We start from the raw sequence: 19,186 nt of genomic DNA, 5'->3' as shown, positions 1-19,186 counted from the left end.
GATCATTTTCAGAAGCTTTCCAACTCACTGACGTTGCCCAAAGCCCTGTCAGCGGAGGCGCATCTTACCGCGCCAGTTTGATTTGTCAACCAGTTGTTTTTCGCTCATTTCCAAACAACCTATTTTCAAACCGCACTTCCCGGTCAGCGATGATGATTCATTCTGCTAATCCGTGGGTGACCGTTTCAGGTTTGCCCGTGGAAGAGCGGCGCATTCTACACAAACCAAATGTAATGACAAGTATTTTTATTCCAGGTTGATGCATTCACCCGTGCATCTTTTTGGGAATCACCGGCTGCACACTGGTTGCGGTGCCATTGATTATGCCCGGCTGAAATCAAATGCCAGCACATCCGCAATATTGCCTGTGCCGAGCATCAACATAAGAAGCCGGTCAATACCCATCGCTACACCTGCACAGTCGGGCATTCCATGCGCCAGTGCAGCCACCATGTTTTTATCGTAGGGGTAGATGTCATAGCCTCGCTCCTGACGCTTTTGCTGCTCTTGTTCAAAACGTTGTTTCTGTTCCTCTGCATTCAACAGTTCATGGTAGCCATTTGCCAGCTCGACCCCGTTCACAAACAGTTCAAAGCGTGAAGCGACCGGATGCCCATCCCGATTCGTGGATAACCTGGCCAGTGCTGACATGGTGGCCGGGTAGTCATAGACAAAGTAGCCTTCCAGCACCTCTGAATCTTTGGACCCCAGGTTCGGCTCAATAAATTTTGAGAACAGCAGGTCCAGGCAGTCACTTCTTTCAAGCCCCTGAAGTTTGGCATCCACCTTATCCCTGACCAACTGGCTCAGCGCTTCATCCGATGCAATGTATGGATTCACCCCCAGGTACTCTGCAAACAGCTCCCCATAGCTGCAGCGCCGCACCTCCCGGAAATTGCAGACACTGCTCAGCAAATCAGCAACATCATCCATCAACCGCCGGTCATTCATACCCACGCGGTACCACTCCAGCATGGTGAACTCCGGATTATGCCGCCCTCCCGCTTCACCATTTCTGAAGACTCGCCCGAGCGAGTAAATATCGCCACTGCCCGCTGCCAACAGCCGCTTCATGGCAAATTCCGGCGAGGTTTGCAGGTAGCAAAGCTGTGATTGGCCATGACCAATGGGGCTGAACTCTGTGGCAAAGCTGTCTATATAAACATCCACAGTGGCGCTGCCGGACAGCATCGGGGTTTCCACCTCCATGACGCCCCGGGCATCAAAATAAGCCCGGGCCTTCCGTAGCAATCGGGCTCGTTCTTTGAGCGCCATCATGGAAGCCGATGGGTGCCATAAGTCATTGGTCATAAGTGGCTCCTGAGTAATATCCATCATTTAAGGTAAGTGAATGCTGCCAGTAGTTGTAGGGCTGAATACAACAAACCCTGTCAACTATGGCAGGGTTTGTTGTTTTTCAGTACCTGTCAGCCGGAGTTGGCTGACCAGGGGTAAGTATCTGTGCTTTACCCGCTGATACTGGTGTAATCCAGTGGTGATTTCTCAGGTTTCTTTAGTCCCATTCTGGCAACTGCACTGAAACCCTTATCAGTCAGGCCGCCGCTGTAATCCGCTGAGCCATCGGGCAGGTCCGCTTTGGACTCGGACGGATTCCACTGTCTGAAGTAGTCCGACAGGTCATAATTACTCAGGTAAGACAGACAGCTCATCAGCAGATCACCCTGGCTCAGGCCGGTGTCTTTGGCAGAGCAGTAATTGATACCCTTGTTACCATTCAGTTCATCACCCACCAGGTCGCCCCGGGCTTTACGATGGGCCAGCTTGTACATATTCCAACCCCGGTCATCACCAAATACGGCAGGCTGATTACCCTCTGGATACCATTTGCTGATATCGAAGTGATCCTCAGCCCAAAGCTTCAGCTGACCAAACATGGCCAAACGCATGCCATTGTCACCTTCACTCCAGCCGTGACCACGGTGGATGCTCAGCCACAGCTTCACCTTTTGCAGATCACTGCTAATGCGATCCATCTGCGGCAGAGCCTCACGCTGTTCCTACATTTAGAGAGCAAGAATATTGTTGGTCACCTCGGTACCACCAGTGATGCGTAGTCCTGATCATTATTGTGAATGGTGATCTCAAAGGATTGCCGCAACAGTACCAGAGTACTTCTGGCATCAAGGCCCGCAAAGCCGCCTTTGGAGATAGAAGTCAGATTATCCAGGCGATAGCTTTTATTCACGACGAAGTCGTAGATCTGGCCTTTCATTTGGCTACCGTCAAAACGGAACGCATGCCCTTTTTCAATATTGCTGGCTACGTCGATACTCTGGGTACCATTGTCATACTTTGGTACCAGCCAGGTCAGCAGGTTACTGAAGAAGGTCTTCATACTGCCCTGATCATTACGGACATCAGCATGAACTCTTCATGCCCGGCGAAGATGAAACCATTACGGAAAGGGCACGGATTGTAACCACCGTGGTGGGCACAGAATAGCTTCAAAAAAAGCAGGACAAGGCGGCAGAAAGCCGCCCCGCAAAAGAGATCAATTACTTCACACGACCAACATATTCGCCGGTACGGGTATCAATTTTGAGGACTTCACCCTCAACAATAAACAGCGGCACCTTAACCACCGCGCCGGTGCTCAGCTTGGCTGGCTTGGAGCCGCCCTGGGCGGTATCGCCCTTCAGGCCCGGATCGGTTTCCACCACCTGGAGTTCGACAAAATTAGGTGCAGAAACCGAAAGAGGGGAACCATTGTAAAGAGTAACCGAGTATACTCCCTGCTCTTTGAGCCAATCGATGGTGTCACCCACGGCTTCACGGCTGGCTGCATGCTGTTCGTAGGAACCATCAGTCATCATGAAGTGCCAGAATTCACCGTCGGTGTAGAGGTATTCCATATCCAGGTCCATAACGTCTGCCGCTTCCAGACTTTCGCCGGATTTGAACGTACGTTCCCAGACGCGACCGGACATCAGGTTACGGAATTTAACCCGGTTGAATGCCTGACCTTTGCCAGGTTTTACAAATTCGTTCTCAATGATCGAGCAGGGGTCGCCCTCGAGCATTACTTTAAGACCTGAACGAAACTCATTGGTACTATAACTAGCCATTGGACCTTACCAGGAGATCAAAAACCCCTATGATAACCCGTTCGGAGCTCAGTGTGCAGTCGAGGGCGCAGATAAGTACGCAGACAATCAGCGATTTCGGCTGCTGGCAGACGCAACTGGCAGGGGCCATCACCTCCCCGGAGCAGTTGCTGGTCATGCTGCAGTTGAGTCCGGCGCTATTATCACCGGCATTAAAAGCCTGTCAGGAATTTCCTCTGAGAGTACCCCATGCCTATATCCAGCGAATGGTGCCGGGGAACCCTGACGACCCGTTGTTGAGGCAGGTTCTGCCTGTTGGCGAAGAGTGTCAACACATTGAGGGTTATGGCCTGGATCCGCTGGCAGAGCAGTCGCAGAACCCAACCGATGGGGTTATCCATAAATACCATGGCAGGCTGTTGCTGATCGTCGGCGGAGCCTGTGCGGTGAACTGCCGCTTCTGTTTTCGCCGCCATTTCCCGTACCAGGATAATCGGCTGGACCGGGACAGCTGGCACAATGCCATAGAGTACATTCGCGCGGATACCAGTATAAAAGAGGTGATTCTCAGTGGCGGAGACCCATTGGCCAACAATGACCGTCGGTTGGCGAACATTGCTGCCGAGCTGAACGCTATTGATCATGTGGCCACACTGCGCATTCATACCCGTTTGCCCGTGGTGATTCCTGACCGGGTCACCGATGAACTGATCAACTGGTTTGCCAGACAGCGCCTGCAACCTGTGATGGTGATTCATGCCAACCATGCCAACGAGATTGATGACAGTGTTCGTGAAGCCTTGTTCCGGCTCAAACAGGCGGGCGTAACACTATTGAACCAGGCGGTGTTGCTTAAGGGCGTTAATGATAGTGCTTCGGCGCTTATTCAGCTTGGCGAAGCGCTGTTTAAAGCTGGTGTACTCCCTTACTACCTGCACCTGTTAGACCCGGTGCATGGTGCCGCTCATTTTGATGTGCCGGACGTTACAGCGACTCGCCTGATACAAGAGGTTATGGCTCACTGTCCGGGCTACCTGGTGCCCAGACTGGTTCGGGAGATTCCCGGCAGACCCGGCAAAACATGGATACTCTGACGCTTTTCAATAAAAAGTCAGACATTGGTCGTACAATTTAATAAAAGTGATAATAAAAGACTGGACTGGTATATTCGTCTCAGCATAATTATCATCAATACAGAGTTCGCTACTGGAAACAGATGGGTGGAGTGTCACTGGCAACCGACGCTATCACCCGGAAACGCAACATTAATTCAATAAAAGATTGATCAAGAACCGTTACTGACAGGATGTCAGAGCCCCGCTATTGGAATTAAAGAATGGAATCTGCAAATACTCCTCACCTGGAGCTACCCAGCCGTAGCCTCAATTCTCTTTCATTTTGTCCTGACGGGACAGCGTCAAACAGCAATAAGCTGGAACAGTGGCTGAAAGGACTGCCTCTCACGGATCATCAGCAAAGTGGAGAACTTCTGGTTAACGCTCTGGATGAACTGAGCAGGCTTGACGCCCGCCCTGATGAGCTATTTGCCCTTGCAGAAGCCCTCCGGTCACCTTCCCGGTCAACCGCCGCCAATAGTTATCAACGGCATCTGCAGCGGTACATTACTTTTGCATCAAGCCAGCAAAGCTGGTTTGATCTGTGCAAACGCCTGTATATGGGCTTGGCAAAAGTCTATAAAGCCGTGGTTCAGTGCTGTCTGGATAATAAAGAGCATGCCAGCATACTGGCAGCCGCGTTGCATCGGGCTATTTCGGAGAGTGCTGCTGCGTATTTATTCCATTGCCTGCTTTATCGCCCTGCACCTGAACGCCTGTGGCTTGAACTGCATACGTTATATCAGTTTGCCGTACGCCATAATCATCAGGGCTTCCAACAGGAAGATCCTTATGACCCCAAATCCAGCCCCATGTCGCTGGAAAGCCTCTATAAACGAGCCCTGATGCTGTCACGCAGTAATACCGATCAATTGTCACCCGGTGAAATCCAGCAGGTCTGGCAAATGTTAAGCCTCTGGATCAGCCACGGCAAAATTCAGCCCGAGTCTGGTCTGAAAACCTATTTTTCAGTGCGTCTCAACGGTGACGGAGGCCTTGAGTATGCATTACCAGAGCCTGATAAAGTGCATCCCGGCGTGATTGGTCTGAATATCCGGGTACTGACCGCGCACCTGGCAAAAATAAAAGAAAATCCAAAAGCGGCAAACGTGTTGCCAACGGAATTGATCCAACATCTCATATCAAGCTGGGGACCGATCCAAAAGCGATCCGGTCCGCGCAGAGCTGCTTCGGACCCATGTGAAACCTGCTTTGGATTTACCGCGCTTCATTATCATCTCTCAGGTAAACGACGCTTTGAGGATATCATTGCCGCTCATTCTTATGCTGCTGGCAAAAGTAGCTTCTCAGAGGTATCTGATGATGTCTGGTCACAGGCCCATGACGCTGAAATCAGAGATAAACAAAACAGCTCTTCAGCTGGTGAGCGAATTGCCTTTAATACGGCAGAGCCCCCGGGTAATAACCACCTCTCTGTCTTGCCAGCCGAGATCATCAATACCAGCAACACCGGGTTCTGTCTGAAAATCAACAGCACGTTACCCAAACAGTTTCATGCCGGTGAACTTATTGGCATTCGTCCGGATAAAGTGTCACCCTGGGCCCTTTACAGTGTGCGCTGGCTGGGTATTTCAGCGCAGAATGAAGTGACTTTTGGTGTCATTCTTATCAGCCCATCAGTAGAACCAGTGGCCATATCCCTGATACACAAAACTCAGGCAGCCAGCCACTTCCAGAGATCACTGATGTTAACCGACCCCAACCAGCCCTCTCTGGTCATACCAAATCTCTCCGCCAGGGAGGGCGCCAAGTTTGAGTTGATTCAGAATGATACCCTGCTGAAAGGTCAACTTATGCGCTGCATGAATACAACGCCAACCTGGAGCCAGTACCAATTCAAGCTATTTGGGTAAACTGTCATTGTTCCTGATCCCGGTAATCAAGTTCCCGGTGCCGGTCACAATTCCGTGGAGGCACTCTATACCTTTGAATTGCGCTTGTCGTAAGATGTTGAAACAGGCTCATACCGTTTCAGGGAGCATCTGCTGACGTAAGAGCTGCCTCATTCAAAATAATAGTGATCAATCTCCCATGAATTACCGCCGACAAACTCTACGCTTGCTTGCCCTGGAAGACTCCCCTAACGATGTGGAACGCTGGGTAAAGTTGTTTCGCAATGCGGGCCTGCCTCCCCGGGTGCAACATATCGCTTCCATCGAAACCATGGAGGAAGCCCTGTCAGAGCAGCCATGGGATGTCGTACTCAGCGCTGAAGAAACCACCAGGCTTAATGCACAGCAGGTACTGGCCATCATTGAAAAACACCAGAAGGATATTCCGGTTATTGTCACCCTGCCGGAATACAATCCTCAGCGTACTTCTACCTGGCTATCTGCCGGAGCCAGAGACGCGATACCCAGTGCCAATGAAGAGCATATACTGCACGCCGTTCTCCGTGAGCTCACCAGCCTGCAAGACCGGCGAAACCTCAGCAATGTCCGTCAGGAGCTGAATGAGTCCAACAAACGTTGCCAACTGTTACTGGCCAATGCCTCTGAAGCCATCGCCTATATTCACGATGGCATGCATGTGGATGCCAATGCTGCGTATCTTCAGCTCACGGGCTACGACCATGCCGATGATCTGGCGGGCATTCCCCTGATCGATATGATCGCCGCACGACATCAAGCTGAGATCAGGCAGATGTTGAAGCAGTTTGGGACCAACCAAACGATTGACCAGATTGAATGTGAGCTGCTTCATACCGACGGCCACAGTACCCCCGTCAGCCTTCGTTTATCCGCTGCGCAATACGATGATGAACCCTGCATCCAGCTGATTCTGTTACCGGTAATGGTTCCCGTACTCAGCCAGCCGGTGAACCATAAGGCCAGTGCAGAAACGAAAGAACAGTTTCTTGAGCAAGCCGCATCTGCGGTCACAGCAGCAACAGAGGCAACACTGGCCTGGATACAGCTGGATGACTTTCAGAATTTACAACAAGAAGCCAGTATCGACGGCATTATCTCCATACAGGGATCCATTGTGCGGATGGCTGAGGAACTCTTCCCCACTGCCGCTATCTGCCATTATACCGATGACAGCTTTTTGCTGGTTGAAACAGCAGGTAATCCGGATGACACCCATAAGCGCCTCATCACCTTGCAAAGCGCCATTGATGAGCACCTGTTCGGCAGTGACGATGAAACGCTCACAGCGACAGTCAGTATCGGTTTTGCGGTGAAAGAGCATAAACAAGACATCACCATACTGTTAAATAATGCAGAAAGTGCCTGCCAGCGCGCCATTAAAAATGCCGAACGTCTTTGCCGCTACTCCAAAACGGAAGAACTCGATGAGAAAGCCAGGGATGGCGATGTACAGGCCATGATTCGTCAGGCGCTGTCCCAGGACTCATTCCGTCTGCTGTTCCAGCCTGTCATCAACATTACCGGTTCCGAAGAAAAACAGTATGAAGTCTTCCTGCGCCTGCACTCTCACCAGGGTGAAGTGGTTGAAGCCGGCACGTTTATGGCGGCGGCAGAATCCTCCAGCCTGATGCCGCATATTGATCGCTGGGTGCTTCGTCAATGCGTGCGCCAGTTGGCACAGGTCCATAAACAGGGGCAAAGCGTTCGATTGCTGATTCACCTGAGTCACCTGTCCATCCAGGGAACCGAGTTAGCCCAGTATCTTTCCGGCCTGTTGAAAGCAACAGAGTTGCCGCCTGACAGTATTGTCCTGCAACTGCCAGAGTCCATTGTGCTGCAACAGCTGAAACGCATTGTGGATTTTGCTGAAACTATTCACAATATTGGCTGCCAGCTGGCCATTACCCGATTTCAGGGTGACTCTCGTTCCATGAAGATACTGAAACACCTTGATATCCAGTTTGTGCGCCTGGACGGCAGCTTCACCAGCAAGCTGGATGAAAACAGTGATGAGAACATCATCAAAATGCTGGATATCCTCAAAGAACATAATATTCGCAGTATTGTGCCAAAGGTAGAAAGTACCCGGACACTGGCACACTTATGGCGAATGGGCGTTGATTACGCGCAGGGGTATTATATTCAGGGGCCAATGGAAACGATGGACTTTGACTTTGGCTGACAAAAATAAATGACAGACAGGATGTGTAACGGTCCTGTCTGGTTTAACCCGGATTAGAGCGACAAAGTCCCGCGCGAGATTCGGGGCAGTTTATGAAATATCCGGGTTAGTTAAGCAATTTCTGACCGTTCTTCTATATTAATCGTTCGAATAAAAATATTACGGATTTTGCTCTTTATGATTCTTCGTTCTCACAAAAGGCCTCATACAAGCACTGAGACCTTTGGTTCTGCGCATCCTTTGTCCGATGCGTTCCTCAAGGGGAAAAAGATAAGAAAGAATAATAACCAGGACAAACCCGGCCAGTCTTGCTTATCCACAATGGATAACCCAACCACTAAAGCGACTGCCCCAGAGAATAAACAGAGAACCATTTCGTTACGACCATTGCCGGCCAGATTACTTCAGTTACCCCTTCCGGAGACCAACGGAAAAGAAATCAGCCCCATAATTCTCAACAAAGGACGCCGTTCTGCCTATAAATGCCAGAAAATTAATGCGCCTAATATTCGCGGCTCTCAGGCAACGATCATGACCGGCTATATTAACCCGGCATTAATCGCAGGCATTAATCGTGATATAGAGGCCATGGGCTTGCCGTACCACGAAGTAATAGCTCGACAAGGTAATGCTACATGCAGTCTCGTTCCCAAGTGGGAATCCTATCTGGCAAAACTGCCGAGTACACAAGCCACGTTCATGTGTCATGGTGATGCCGGGCTTGTACGCTCATGGGCAATCCCGATGCCAGTAGAAGAACCGGACCGCACAATATTGGCGGCCAGCCATGCCACCATTATTCAGCTGGTGAATCATCTTCACACCCTCAACCCTGACCTTAAACGCTATTTTGGCCAGAATGCCCTGCGACTGACGTCTATTAATTTTTATTGTCGCCGATCTGAAACCCCTGAGAATAACGCCATGCTACCATCGAATCACTGTCTTGGCTGGCATGTGGATAAGGGCAAGGTAGGCCAGCTGGTGGCTTGTATCAATCTGGCCGGTCAACGAACGTTAACCATACGAAACAATGATCAGCTGACCACCATTGAATCGAATAAACCCGGCCATTTTTACATAATGGATGCAACCCAGTTCGAGCACGCAGTCCATTTAACCGACACTGACAATAGCATGGCTCTGATTCTCAGATCACCTTACCCTGAGCTTCCCCCGGGCTCTGACACCTCTGATTTCTTTGCCAATACCGATCTATTTTTACCCGGTTCAAAATCAATGATCAGAGCCTAAGCAATAAGCCTTTATCAGGAATATCCTGTTCATCATGGGTCACCATAAGCGCAGGAATGCTTCGGCTCTGAATCTGTTGAAAGACGAAGTGCCGAAAGCTGCTTCTCAGTGTTGCATCCAACTTGGAAAAAGGCTCATCCAGCAGCAGGGCTTTGGGTTCGGATAACAGCGTTCGCATCAGGCTGATTCTTGCTTTTTGGCCACCGGACAGCATGGCTGGATTCAGCTCGAAAAAGCCCGACATTCCGCAGTCAGCCAGTGCCTGCTCTGCTCTTTCCCGGCGCTGGGATTTCCGGTAGTGCGCAGGCAGCGCAAAGGCCAGATTCTCACCCACCGTCATATGGGGAAACAACAGGTGATCCTGAAACTGCAGGCCTACCTGTCGTTTACAGGGCGGCAGGTTATTCAGCACTACCCCGTCCAGAATCACCTGTCCTGAATAACCAAAGCTGTTTGGCAGCGTCCCGCAAATCAGATTTAACAAACTGCTTTTACCGCAACCACTGGGACCCAATACCGAAAGCACTTCACCGTCGTCCACGCAACAACAGATGTTATCCAACAGCTTCTGGCCATTCAGCGTAATATCAATTTGATCAAGAATCAGGCTCAAGAGTTGAGTCTCCTGGCAAAACGTCCATGTCTGATTGTCCAATAGCTCAGGAAAAAAGCCATGGCATAAGCAATGAAAGGCAGGAGCATTTGAACAAGCCCGTAGACGCCAAACAAACGTCGATTTCCGCCGGAAACCAGACTGACGGCCTCGGTTGTCACTGTCTCCACCCGGCCAGCACTGGCAAACAGGGTTGGCAGATATTGGGCAATACTCACCGCAAAGCCCAACGCCAGACTGGCCATCACCGGACGCCAGACTATGCCCAGCTTCACCCGCAAAAAGGTCTTCAGCCAGGACCCGGATAATAACAGTCCCTGAAGACTGTGGCGCTGATCATAATGCTGCCAGGGGCCTGACAAACTCAGAAAGCAGTAAGGCAATACGAACAGCAAATGCAGGCCGGTAACCGTCAACCAGTGACCCTCTGCTCCCCATTGCAGCAGAAGCAGTTGAACACCAAACAGAAAAGTCATTTGCGGCAAAAGCAACGGAATATACATGGCCCCCCTGGTCAGCAGGGCCAGCCACTTTCCGGCTGATTCACTGTTTTGTCGCTGGAGATCATTCAGCTCCAGCAAAATAACCGAGATAATGTTGGCCGCTAACGTGGCGGTCACGCCGATCAGCAGGGAGTTCACAATGGGCTCACTGATACCCTCCCAGGCGCGCTGCCAGCTTCGCAAAGACCAGTCTGGCCAGAGAGAAGGGAATCGCCAGCGCCAGACAAAAGACCAGATCAGCAGAGCAGCCCCGCCGGACAGAAACAGCACCACCAAACCCTGCCAGGCTTTCCTGCTGAACGACAGCCAGAGACCACTGAACCGACCACGATGCCCATTGATCAACCAGTGTCTGAGCCGTCTGTTCATGGTCCATTCCGTCAGGTGAAAAGCACCAATAACAGAGGCCACCAGCAGCAATAAAAGCACACTGCCCGATGCGGCAAGCAGGCTTTTGCTCAAATCCGGATCATTTATCCACTGAAAAATCTGTACGGCAAATGTCGGAGGGTTTGCAGGGCCAATCACCAGCGCCACATCCACCACAGAGATGGCGAACGCCAATACGGTATACACCGGCAGACGAATCATCGGGTAGAGGCGCGGCCAGATCAGCTTAAGCCAGATAACAGCTGGCTGATATCCCAGGCTGCCTCCCAGTTTCAGCGTATCGGCGACGGGCAACTGCACGACAGACGCCGCCATCATAAACAGCAAAAAAGGGGTTTCTTTAATAATCAGAATCAGTATCAGGCTTATGCCGTATTGATCCTGGATCGTCTGCCAGTCAGGAGGAAAACTCCACCCGGCAAAAACAGCAATAAGCCGGGCCAGCAAACCACTGGGCATCAACACAAACATAACCCCAAAAGCCAGTGCCACATGGGGCACAGCCATCAAGGGTGCCAACCACCGCTGAACCTTCTGCCAAAGGGGCGTGCCCCAGGTGCAACAGAGCACACCAAAAGCAAGGAACAGTGATAACAACGTGGCTAAAACAGAAGTCCAGAGACTGAGCAACAGCATCTCGATAAGCGCAGGTGTTTCCAGCAGCATTTGCCAGGAAGATAAACTGACTGTGTCAAACCCCAGGACCGGCATATACCCAAAGGCAGGCAGCATAATACTGCCCAACCCGGCCAGGACCGGGAATAAAAACAGTGCCACCAACCCTAAAGCAAGTAACCGTGAAACAGACCTGACCGATACCCGCTCACACTTTATCAATAAACTCACTGGCGGTATCTTGCCTTCCAGGCATCCTCAAGTTCAGCAACCCAGGAGCTGTGAGGTTCCGGAAGCACTTTACCTAACGCTTCAGGCGACAGGGTTGCCGGCCCCAGGGGCAAACTTGAAAAGCGTTTGCGCTCAACCCCCTTTAACTGGCTCATGCTGAGCACCGTAGGGTCTCCCCAGACATCCGGGTTCGCTTTGTGTGCCTGTGCCTCCGGTGATAGCAGAAAATTAATGACGACCTGTGCTGCCCCGGTGGAATCACTGTTGAAAGGAATCGCCAGAAAATGGGTATTTCCCAGTGTACCCACATCATGGACGTATGTTCTCACCGTGTCTGGTAACTCCCCATTGGCAATAGCAGAGCTGGCATAGGCGGGATTAAAGGTCATGGAGAGTAAAATTTCACCGTCGTCCAGCATGGGGGTCAGCGCCAGATTGTTGGCTGGAAACGTCTCGCCTTCTCGCCACAATAAAGGGTGAAGTTCATCAAGATATCGCCATAAAGGGGAAGTTACCGCAGCGAAATCCGCTGCAGAGACAGGCTTTAACAGCGCACCGGGATCTGGCGTCAACTCACTCAACAACTGCTTCAGAAACGTCGTACCGACAAAATCGGGTGGCAGGGGGTACGTCACACGCCCTTTATGCTTTCTGGCAAACTCAAGCAGTTCTGAGGCATTGGCTGGCGGGACTGTTTCTTTTCGGGAAAACGAATCGGTGTCATAAATAAACACCAGTTGTGCCATCCCCCAGGGCGCTTCAAGGCCTTCAACAGGCTCACCAAAGTCAAGCACCGTGGAGGGGTTCTCTTGCGGGTTCACTCCCTTAAACGAGGGTAAGTCCTGGACAAAAGGGCCAAACAACAGGCCGTTTTGCTTCATGGAACGAAAGTTTTCACCATTAATCCATACCAGATCAACGGTGCCATTACTGTTTCGCCCTGCTGCTTTTTCCGCAAGTACACGACTTACGACATTTGATGTGTCACTGACTTTGACATGTTTCAGTGCAATACCGTAACGTTTGTCTACCTGATCGGTAGCCCAGTCAATATAATCATTGATCTGCTCACTTCCCCCCCAGGCATTGAAATACACCGTCTGCCCTTTTGATTGCTCCACTATTGTTTGCCAGGTAGTGGTTTTCGCTTCACTGGCACTGACGCCGCTGATAAAAGCGACGGTAGCCATGACCAAAGCAGCTGAGGCTTGCTTGCTCCATGTCCTTAGGATGTTCATATTCATTTTCATCTCAATAGCCAGACTCTGTCGTTAATTGGCAATAATGGTTACCGTCTTCGTCGATGGCCAGCGTCACAACGATGGGGCGACAGCACACCTGACAATCTTCAGTGTAAAGCAATGATTCATCCGTCTCGGTAAAACCCGCATCCAACAGCAGTTCGATGGGCTCTCCACAGTACGGGCAATGATCCTGCCAGCTTATCCACTCATCCATCGCGAATACCTTTACTCAGTCTGGACAGGAGCTAAGGGTATTAAGTAATAGCTCCTGAATAACTTCCGTCTTTCCCGGATTCCAAACACCGTTCGTCCTGAGGCCTATCGAAGGGCGTGAAATCAGGGCCATTGTGCCTGTCATCCTTCGACTCCGCTCAGGATGAACGGAGATCAAGCTCTAAACCAGCAAAACAATTAAGTACTGCTCCAAAGAGACTCCAGATCTTTCTCACTAAAGCCCAACAGATAAAGAATACTGTCCAACCCCAGGGTGGAAATTGACTGCCGGGCACTTTGTTTCACCATCGGCTTGGCCCGAAAGGCAATTCCCAGCCCGGCCACGCTGAGCATTGGCAGATCATTGGCACCATCCCCCACCGCAATAACCTGATTCAGGGAAATGCCCTCTTCAGCGGCAATCTGCTTCAGCAGTGTGGCTTTTCGCTCACCATTGACAATGTCGCCTTTCACCAGGCCGGTAACCTTGCCATCAACCATGTCCAGTTCATTGGCGTGGATATAGTCTATCCCCAGTTTTTCCTGAAGATAGCGGGCGAAATAGGTAAACCCACCGGATAGAATAGCCGTGCGATAGCCCAGTGAACGGAGGGTACGAATCAACGTTTCTGCACCTTCGGTTAACGGCAGCTGTCTGGCAATATCCCCCAGCACAGACTCATCCAGCCCCCTCAACATGGCCAGGCGCTCACGAAAGCTGTCATTAAAATCCAGCTCACCCTGCATGGCCCTCTCAGTGATCATTGCCACCTGCTCACCCACACCAGCGGCCTCTGCAAGAAGGTCGATAACCTCCGCTTCGATCAGGGTGGAATCCATATCAAAGACAACCAGCCGACGGTTACGCCGATAAATACTGTCTTCCTGAAATGCCACATCAGCGTCCAGGTCAGCGGTAAGATTGAGAAAGTCAGCCCTTAGTTTTTCCTGATCAGGAGCCGTACCCCGAACCGAAAACTCCAGGCATGATGAACGACGGCTGTTTTTTTTATCCCGCTTGTTATCATTGCGCAGCGACCGTCGACCGGAAAGCCGGGTAATATGGTCAATGTTCAGTCCATGAGCGGCGGTAATACCAGAGACTCTGGCGATTTGCTCTGCGGTGACATTACGGGATAACAGCGTCAATATATAACGATTTCTGCCTTGCTCAGAGACCCAGTGCTCGTAGTCTTCTTCAGACACCGGTTGATAGCTGAACTGCAAATCACTTTCATGAAAATGGAACAGAAGATCTTTTAGCATTCTGTTGGCAACAGCAGCGGAATCACCATGACCTGAAGTCTGTTCTGGCAGACGGACAAGAATGCCCCAGGTCAGGGTATCGTGGATGACCGATTGACCAATATCCAGAATTTCCAGACCGTAGTTGGCCATAATAGAGGTTATGGATGAGGTGAGTCCCGGCTGGTCCCGGCCAGTCACATTAATCAGTATTATATTGCTCACTTTTTTCTGCACGTTTGTACTCGTTTTATAACCACTCAAACTTTGATAAATAGGCCATTTATAGTTATCAAAGTTTGTACGATTGTACATATTATCGCGGGTATTTTTATAGCGCCGGGACAAAATTGAGGATAAGAATAATGACAGCAGGCAGCCATTTCCAGTGCACAAACTCTGAAAGAAAAAACACAATACGAGCCGGTTCATGCCTGACCCGGTGATTTTTACGGCAAAAAGGTGCTAAGCAGATAGTTGCTCTGCAAGACCTGAACTACCTGAACTACCTGAACTCGGTTTTTTTCACCAAATGATCCTCTATTGAAAATTGCGTATTCAAAAAAAAATGCAAAAAAAAATTTCTGTTTTGTGGAATTTTCCCTTCTGCTCGTTGTCAAAACCACAGTCTTAAATCCTAAAGTAGGGCAAAGTAATGAATAATGTTGATATGAGCAAGGTGCCTACCGTCAGGTTCAACCTGGAAAATGTCGGTGGTAACGATGAGGATAACGGAGGAAAATTTAATGGGCATTCACTGGTCAAAACCTCTGCCCCCCAAAAATGCATTACCAATGAGCCTGGCGATGGACAGCAGAAGTCAATCAGTCTTGACCAACGCGGATGTGCAGACAAGCAACCAGCACTGCCGATTGATCGGGGCAGTAGCAGCGTCATTGACGGCAAATCAATTGATCAAAAACCCAACCACCCTAGTGAGACACCCCTGCACACTGCTGAACGGCAACGCAGCACCAATGTATTGCAAATACTGAAAAAGAACGACGAATTCAGTGAAGGCATGGTCAACACTGCCCGGGATGGCAATGCTAAACATCTTCAATTCCTGATCAGCAAAAAACCCGACGAATCTACCCTTAACAACGCCCTGCAAGAAGCCGTCAAATCGGGGCAAAATCATTGCCTTGAAATCCTGGTCAAAGCGGGAGCAAAAAACCTTGACGAGGCCCTGCTTGCTGCCGCCGCACAGGGGCAAGCACATTGCCTCCACCCACTGATCAGAACGGATGATAAAGTAAAAGTCCTTAACATGGCCCTGTGCGAAGCCGCAGGGCATGGACAAATCCAGTGCCTCAAACCCCTGATCAATCAGGGAGCAAATAATCTCAATGGTGCCCTGTGCGCTGCCGCCGAACAGGGGCAAAGCAAGTCCCTGCAACTCTTGATCAAAGAGGGAGCGGAAAACCTTAACAATGCTTTGTATTTCGCTGTCCTGAAAGAAAACGATGAGATCCGGGAAGATCTGATTGATAACGGAGCGGATATTACTACCGTAGTGCACACCGCTGCCGAGAAAGATTCTGTGGAACGGCTGAATGACCAGATCATATCGGCTTACATCAATACTCCCAATAAGTACGGCAGAACACCACTGCATATCAGCGCTGCCATGGGCCATACCAAAAGCTTGGAAAAGCTGCTTAAAACCGATGGAGTGAAAATCAATACCACTGATAAATCCGGCCATACGCCTCTCCACTTTGCTGTCTTTAATATGCGTACAGACACTGCCATGATGTTACTGAAAGCTGACAACATCGATGTCAATGTGAAGGATAACAATCACTTTACTGCTCTCCACTATGCTATCGATGCAGACAACAGTACGATCGTGGAGGAGTTACTGAAAACTAGTGACATCGCGGTAAATGAGGGGGGTGAAGAGGGCTGGACACCTCTCCATGCTGCTGCCTACAAGAATATTCCAGACGCCGTCAGGCAATTACTGCCCATTAAAAACATCAAGGTCAATCAAAAGGATGACCATGGCGATACAGCTCTCCACCTGGCTGTTAAAAGAGGTAATACAAATATCGTCGAGATATTGCTGGACACGGATGTTGGCATTGAGGTCAAAGAGAAAAATAACAGCGGCCGAACGGCTCTGGATCTTGCTGACGATAATTGCAGGAAACTGCTTAAAGACTTTTTAAAAGCAAATAAACACTAACGCAATATGAAAGGTTAAATCTCATCCAGGATTATTACTATTTCTGGAACCAAATACTCATGATCGTCATAGCCGGTCATGAGTATTTTTAATCTGATTTTTTCCGGTCACCGTTACCAAGTGAAGAGTCACTCTGCAAGACCTCCCTATTTGATTGAGCTCGGTTTTTTTTCAACAAAAAATCATCTGTTGCACATTACATATTCAAAAAGAACTGTGGAAAATTCTGTTTTAAGGAATTTTCTCTGCTGCTTATTGTCAAAGCTGCAGAGTTTAATCTTAAAGTAGAGTAAAGCGATGAATAGCAACACGTTAGATCGTGCCACGGCCAACACAGCCAACACAGCCAATGCCTTCGAAAATCATGGTATCGTTGAAAATGATAACGATTCTGGCACAGGGCAGCTTGCTGGGCGTTTACTGTCCGAAACCTCTTGCACCCGCATCACCGAGCAGCCTTACGATGCACAGCAGGTGTCAACAAGTCTTAACCAACGGGAATGTGCAAGCGGGCATCGGCACTGCCATTGATTGGTCCGGGCAGGAGCGACGTCGCTGATGACGAATCACCTGATTATGCAACCATGGTACTTAATACTGCCAATCAAGATGGGGAGACACCCCTGCATGTTGCTGCCCTGGAGGGGCAATCCTGTACTCCTTAGACACCATTTCAGTGCTATACCCGCCGGCCTCTTTAATGACTCCCTGCTCAATGCTGCCAAAAAGGGGCAAACGCAGTACCTTAACATCCTGTTCAAAGCGGGAGCAAACAACCTTGACGATGCCCTGCGTGCTGCCGCCGGGCAAGGGCAAGGGCAGTGCCTCCCCCTCCTGAAAGAATTGGGGGCTAAAGATCTTGACGGTGCCCTGCGCAAAGCCGCCGCGCAGGGACAAACGATGTGCCTTAAACCCCTGAAAAAATTGGGAGCTGAAGATCTTGATGGAGCCCTGCGCGAAGCCGCCGCGCAGGGAAAATTGCAGTGCCTTAAACCCCTGATCAATTTGGGAGCAAGAAATTATGATGATGCCCTGTGCGCTGCCGCCCAACAGGGGCATACGAACCCCCTTTTATTCTGATCAATGAGGGGGCGAAAGACTTTAACAGTGCCTTGTATTACGCCGTTCTGGCGAAAAACGAAGAGTCAAAGGAGATGCTGCTGACGAAGGGAGCAGATATGACTTCCTTACTGCATACTGCTGCCCGTAAAAATTCTATGGAATGTCTGGATGACTCGACCTTCCTGACCTTGGTAGACATTAATGCTACCGATAAGAACGGCAGAACACCACTGCATATCGCCGCTATCCTGGGCCATATCGAAAGCCTGGAAAAGCTGATTCATACCGATGGGGTGAATCTCGATATCACTGATAACAATCACGATTCGGCTCTCCATTTGGCAGTCATAAAAAAACGCGCAGAGGCCGTCAAGTTGTTACTGAAGGCCGGCATCAACGTCAATAAGACGGAACATGATGGCGGTACGGCTCTCCACTTAGCTGCCAGGTACAATAATATAGAGATCATCAATTTGTTACTGAAAGCAGACATCAAGGCCGATGCGAAGAATTATAGGAAAAGGACGGCTCTCCACATGGCTGCCCAATACGCTGATGCAGACGTCATCAAGTTGTTACTGCAGCACATCGATGTCAATGAGAAGAATGACACTGGCTATACAGCTCTCCACATGGCTGCCTACCTCGGTCGCAAAGACGCCATGGAGGCGTTACTGACCTCTGAAGACATCAACATCAATGAGATAACCAATAAAGGCAAAAAGCCTAGGAGGCTGTCCGAGAATAGCGCCCGTAGCGAGGATGGCAGAAAATTGAGGATAAAAAGTCGGAAATTTTTAGTGAATAGTGGTTCTATTTGCTAAAAATTTCCGACTTTTTAGACCAATTTGCTGCCACCGCAGTAGGGCAGTCTATTCTCGGACAGCCTCCTAGCCACCTTGCTAAAAAAAGGGAGTGCAAGGAAGTCTTAAAAGCCTTTGAAAAAGCAAATAACCACAAACACAACAAATAAATGTTAAATGTCGTCTATATTCTTTTCTGGAACCCAATTCTCATGACCGTAATAGTCGTTCATGAGAATTGGCAATCTGATTTTTCCAAGTCACCCCGCACAATGAAACTGCCACACGGTCATCAGGTGGGCCAGTTTTGCTGACAGCCCATTTCTGTCAGTGTTCTGTTTGTCACCAGAATTCAAGTCTTCAATAAACCCAGTCATTCAACTGCGGATAAGCATCAAGCCACTGAGATAGTCCGAAAAGCTGAGTACAGATTTCATGAGGAACGTAATGAAGTTCCATACTATCCTAAGGATTGCGTTTCTTGTGCATTCGAAGCCTTCTGTTTTTAGCATTCCCTGATGTTCTAGCTGTAAAAACAACAAAGCTTCAATTATTTTTCAAGATGAAT

At 49.8% G+C, this 19,186-nt stretch carries 18 protein-coding genes; 8 read left to right on the top strand and 10 right to left on the bottom strand.

What is annotated here, in order from left to right; all coding sequences use genetic code 11:
* Nucleotides 1-260: hypothetical protein (locus ACO6UY_RS14020; protein WP_422490324.1), on the top strand; the 260-nt coding region annotated here is incomplete at its 5' end.
* A 61-nt stretch (nt 261-321) separates the two neighbouring features.
* On the opposite strand, the gene epmA is transcribed toward ACO6UY_RS14020, so the two are convergent.
* The 4 genes from epmA to efp all read right to left on the bottom strand — a co-directional run bounded on the left by epmA (nt 322) and on the right by efp (nt 3,086).
* The gene (gene epmA / locus ACO6UY_RS14015) at nt 322-1,311 is read right to left on the bottom strand and encodes an EF-P lysine aminoacylase EpmA (protein ID WP_422490323.1); all 990 of its coding nucleotides are present in this window, start codon (nt 1,309-1,311) and stop codon (nt 322-324) included.
* 155 nt (nt 1,312-1,466) lie between these two features.
* Nucleotides 1,467-1,994, bottom strand: coding sequence for a hypothetical protein (locus ACO6UY_RS14010; RefSeq protein ID WP_422490322.1), 528 nt, complete (start codon nt 1,992-1,994; stop codon nt 1,467-1,469).
* 53 nt (nt 1,995-2,047) lie between these two features.
* Entirely contained in the window at nt 2,048-2,356 is a 309-nt protein-coding gene (locus ACO6UY_RS14005) for a hypothetical protein (RefSeq protein WP_422447767.1), read from the bottom strand.
* A gap of 160 nt (nt 2,357-2,516) precedes the next feature.
* A complete protein-coding gene (efp, locus tag ACO6UY_RS14000) occupies nt 2,517-3,086 on the bottom strand; it encodes an elongation factor P (RefSeq protein ID WP_101745846.1) in 570 nt (189 codons plus the stop codon).
* 29 nt (nt 3,087-3,115) lie between these two features.
* Between efp and epmB the strand changes: the two genes are divergently transcribed.
* The 4 genes from epmB (at nt 3,116) to ACO6UY_RS13980 (ending at nt 9,508) form a co-directional block, all read left to right on the top strand.
* Nucleotides 3,116-4,159 carry an EF-P beta-lysylation protein EpmB gene (epmB, locus tag ACO6UY_RS13995; protein ID WP_422490320.1) on the top strand — a complete coding sequence of 348 codons (1,044 nt, stop codon included), beginning with the start codon at nt 3,116-3,118 and terminating at the stop codon, nt 4,157-4,159.
* Between the two features lie 242 nt (nt 4,160-4,401).
* Nucleotides 4,402-6,054 carry a hypothetical protein gene (locus ACO6UY_RS13990; protein WP_422490319.1) on the top strand — a complete coding sequence of 551 codons (1,653 nt, stop codon included), beginning with the start codon at nt 4,402-4,404 and terminating at the stop codon, nt 6,052-6,054.
* A gap of 178 nt (nt 6,055-6,232) precedes the next feature.
* The gene (locus tag ACO6UY_RS13985; RefSeq protein ID WP_422490317.1) at nt 6,233-8,254 is read left to right on the top strand and encodes an EAL domain-containing protein; all 2,022 of its coding nucleotides are present in this window, start codon (nt 6,233-6,235) and stop codon (nt 8,252-8,254) included.
* 321 nt (nt 8,255-8,575) lie between these two features.
* Complete coding sequence (locus tag ACO6UY_RS13980; RefSeq protein WP_422490316.1) at nt 8,576-9,508, top strand: hypothetical protein; 933 nt, start codon at nt 8,576-8,578, stop codon at nt 9,506-9,508.
* Here the strand turns inward: ACO6UY_RS13980 and ACO6UY_RS13975 are convergent.
* The 5 genes from ACO6UY_RS13975 to serB form a co-directional block, all read right to left on the bottom strand.
* On the bottom strand, nt 9,498-10,121 hold the full coding sequence (locus tag ACO6UY_RS13975) for an ATP-binding cassette domain-containing protein (protein ID WP_269675986.1): 624 nt from the start codon (nt 10,119-10,121) through the stop codon (nt 9,498-9,500). The genes ACO6UY_RS13980 and ACO6UY_RS13975 overlap by 11 nt on opposite strands.
* Complete coding sequence (locus tag ACO6UY_RS13970; protein WP_422447779.1) at nt 10,118-11,860, bottom strand: ABC transporter permease; 1,743 nt, start codon at nt 11,858-11,860, stop codon at nt 10,118-10,120. The genes ACO6UY_RS13975 and ACO6UY_RS13970 overlap by 4 nt, the downstream gene beginning before the upstream one ends.
* Entirely contained in the window at nt 11,857-13,098 is a 1,242-nt protein-coding gene (locus ACO6UY_RS13965; protein WP_422490314.1) for an ABC transporter substrate-binding protein, read from the bottom strand. The genes ACO6UY_RS13970 and ACO6UY_RS13965 overlap by 4 nt, the downstream gene beginning before the upstream one ends.
* Nucleotides 13,099-13,111: 13 nt before the next feature.
* Nucleotides 13,112-13,318, bottom strand: a complete 207-nt coding sequence (locus ACO6UY_RS13960; RefSeq protein ID WP_269671786.1) for a CPXCG motif-containing cysteine-rich protein — start codon at nt 13,316-13,318, stop codon at nt 13,112-13,114.
* Between the two features lie 197 nt (nt 13,319-13,515).
* Nucleotides 13,516-14,787 (bottom strand): phosphoserine phosphatase SerB, encoded by a 1,272-nt coding sequence (serB, locus tag ACO6UY_RS13955; protein ID WP_422490312.1) that lies wholly within the window; start codon nt 14,785-14,787, stop codon nt 13,516-13,518.
* 445 nt (nt 14,788-15,232) lie between these two features.
* On the opposite strand from serB, the gene ACO6UY_RS13950 reads away from it, so the two are divergent.
* Together ACO6UY_RS13950 and ACO6UY_RS13945 are read left to right on the top strand one after the other, a co-directional pair.
* Nucleotides 15,233-16,753, top strand: a complete 1,521-nt coding sequence (locus tag ACO6UY_RS13950; protein WP_422490310.1) for an ankyrin repeat domain-containing protein — start codon at nt 15,233-15,235, stop codon at nt 16,751-16,753.
* A 297-nt stretch (nt 16,754-17,050) separates the two neighbouring features.
* Complete coding sequence (locus ACO6UY_RS13945; RefSeq protein ID WP_422447787.1) at nt 17,051-17,284, top strand: hypothetical protein; 234 nt, start codon at nt 17,051-17,053, stop codon at nt 17,282-17,284.
* A 60-nt stretch (nt 17,285-17,344) separates the two neighbouring features.
* Here the strand turns inward: ACO6UY_RS13945 and ACO6UY_RS13940 are convergent, their stop codons facing one another.
* Nucleotides 17,345-17,812: a hypothetical protein gene (locus ACO6UY_RS13940; RefSeq protein WP_422490308.1), complete on the bottom strand. Its 468-nt coding sequence runs from the start codon at nt 17,810-17,812 to the stop codon at nt 17,345-17,347.
* Here ACO6UY_RS13940 and ACO6UY_RS13935 point away from each other — a divergent pair.
* Nucleotides 17,788-18,639 (top strand): ankyrin repeat domain-containing protein, encoded by an 852-nt coding sequence (locus ACO6UY_RS13935; protein ID WP_422490307.1) that lies wholly within the window; start codon nt 17,788-17,790, stop codon nt 18,637-18,639. The two genes, ACO6UY_RS13940 and ACO6UY_RS13935, sit on opposite strands and share 25 nt — an antisense overlap.
* Nucleotides 18,640-19,186 lie beyond the last annotated feature (547 nt).

The sequence above is a fragment of the Endozoicomonas sp. ALE010 genome (assembly GCF_049310165.1).
In the GTDB taxonomy this organism is placed as follows: domain Bacteria; phylum Pseudomonadota; class Gammaproteobacteria; order Pseudomonadales; family Endozoicomonadaceae; genus Endozoicomonas.
The sequence above is the reverse complement of the archived record's forward strand: the minus strand, read 5'-3'. Positions and strand labels throughout refer to the sequence as shown.

Excerpts from the sequence above, each read along its gene's own strand:
- epmA (WP_422490323.1), bottom strand. The coding sequence starts at position 1,311 with ATGACCAATGACTTATGGCACCCATCGGCTTCCATGATGGCGCTCAAA.
- ACO6UY_RS14010 (WP_422490322.1), bottom strand. The coding sequence starts at position 1,994 with ATGGATCGCATTAGCAGTGATCTGCAAAAGGTGAAGCTGTGGCTGAGC.
- ACO6UY_RS14005 (WP_422447767.1), bottom strand. The coding sequence starts at position 2,356 with ATGAAGACCTTCTTCAGTAACCTGCTGACCTGGCTGGTACCAAAGTAT.
- efp (WP_101745846.1), bottom strand. The coding sequence starts at position 3,086 with ATGGCTAGTTATAGTACCAATGAGTTTCGTTCAGGTCTTAAAGTAATG.
- epmB (WP_422490320.1), top strand. The coding sequence starts at position 3,116 with ATGATAACCCGTTCGGAGCTCAGTGTGCAGTCGAGGGCGCAGATAAGT.
- ACO6UY_RS13990 (WP_422490319.1), top strand. The coding sequence starts at position 4,402 with ATGGAATCTGCAAATACTCCTCACCTGGAGCTACCCAGCCGTAGCCTC.
- ACO6UY_RS13985 (WP_422490317.1), top strand. The coding sequence starts at position 6,233 with ATGAATTACCGCCGACAAACTCTACGCTTGCTTGCCCTGGAAGACTCC.
- ACO6UY_RS13980 (WP_422490316.1), top strand. The coding sequence starts at position 8,576 with ATGGATAACCCAACCACTAAAGCGACTGCCCCAGAGAATAAACAGAGA.
- ACO6UY_RS13965 (WP_422490314.1), bottom strand. The coding sequence starts at position 13,098 with ATGAACATCCTAAGGACATGGAGCAAGCAAGCCTCAGCTGCTTTGGTC.
- ACO6UY_RS13960 (WP_269671786.1), bottom strand. The coding sequence starts at position 13,318 with ATGGATGAGTGGATAAGCTGGCAGGATCATTGCCCGTACTGTGGAGAG.
- ACO6UY_RS13950 (WP_422490310.1), top strand. The coding sequence starts at position 15,233 with ATGAGCAAGGTGCCTACCGTCAGGTTCAACCTGGAAAATGTCGGTGGT.
- ACO6UY_RS13945 (WP_422447787.1), top strand. The coding sequence starts at position 17,051 with ATGAATAGCAACACGTTAGATCGTGCCACGGCCAACACAGCCAACACA.
- ACO6UY_RS13940 (WP_422490308.1), bottom strand. The coding sequence starts at position 17,812 with ATGCCCCTGTTGGGCGGCAGCGCACAGGGCATCATCATAATTTCTTGC.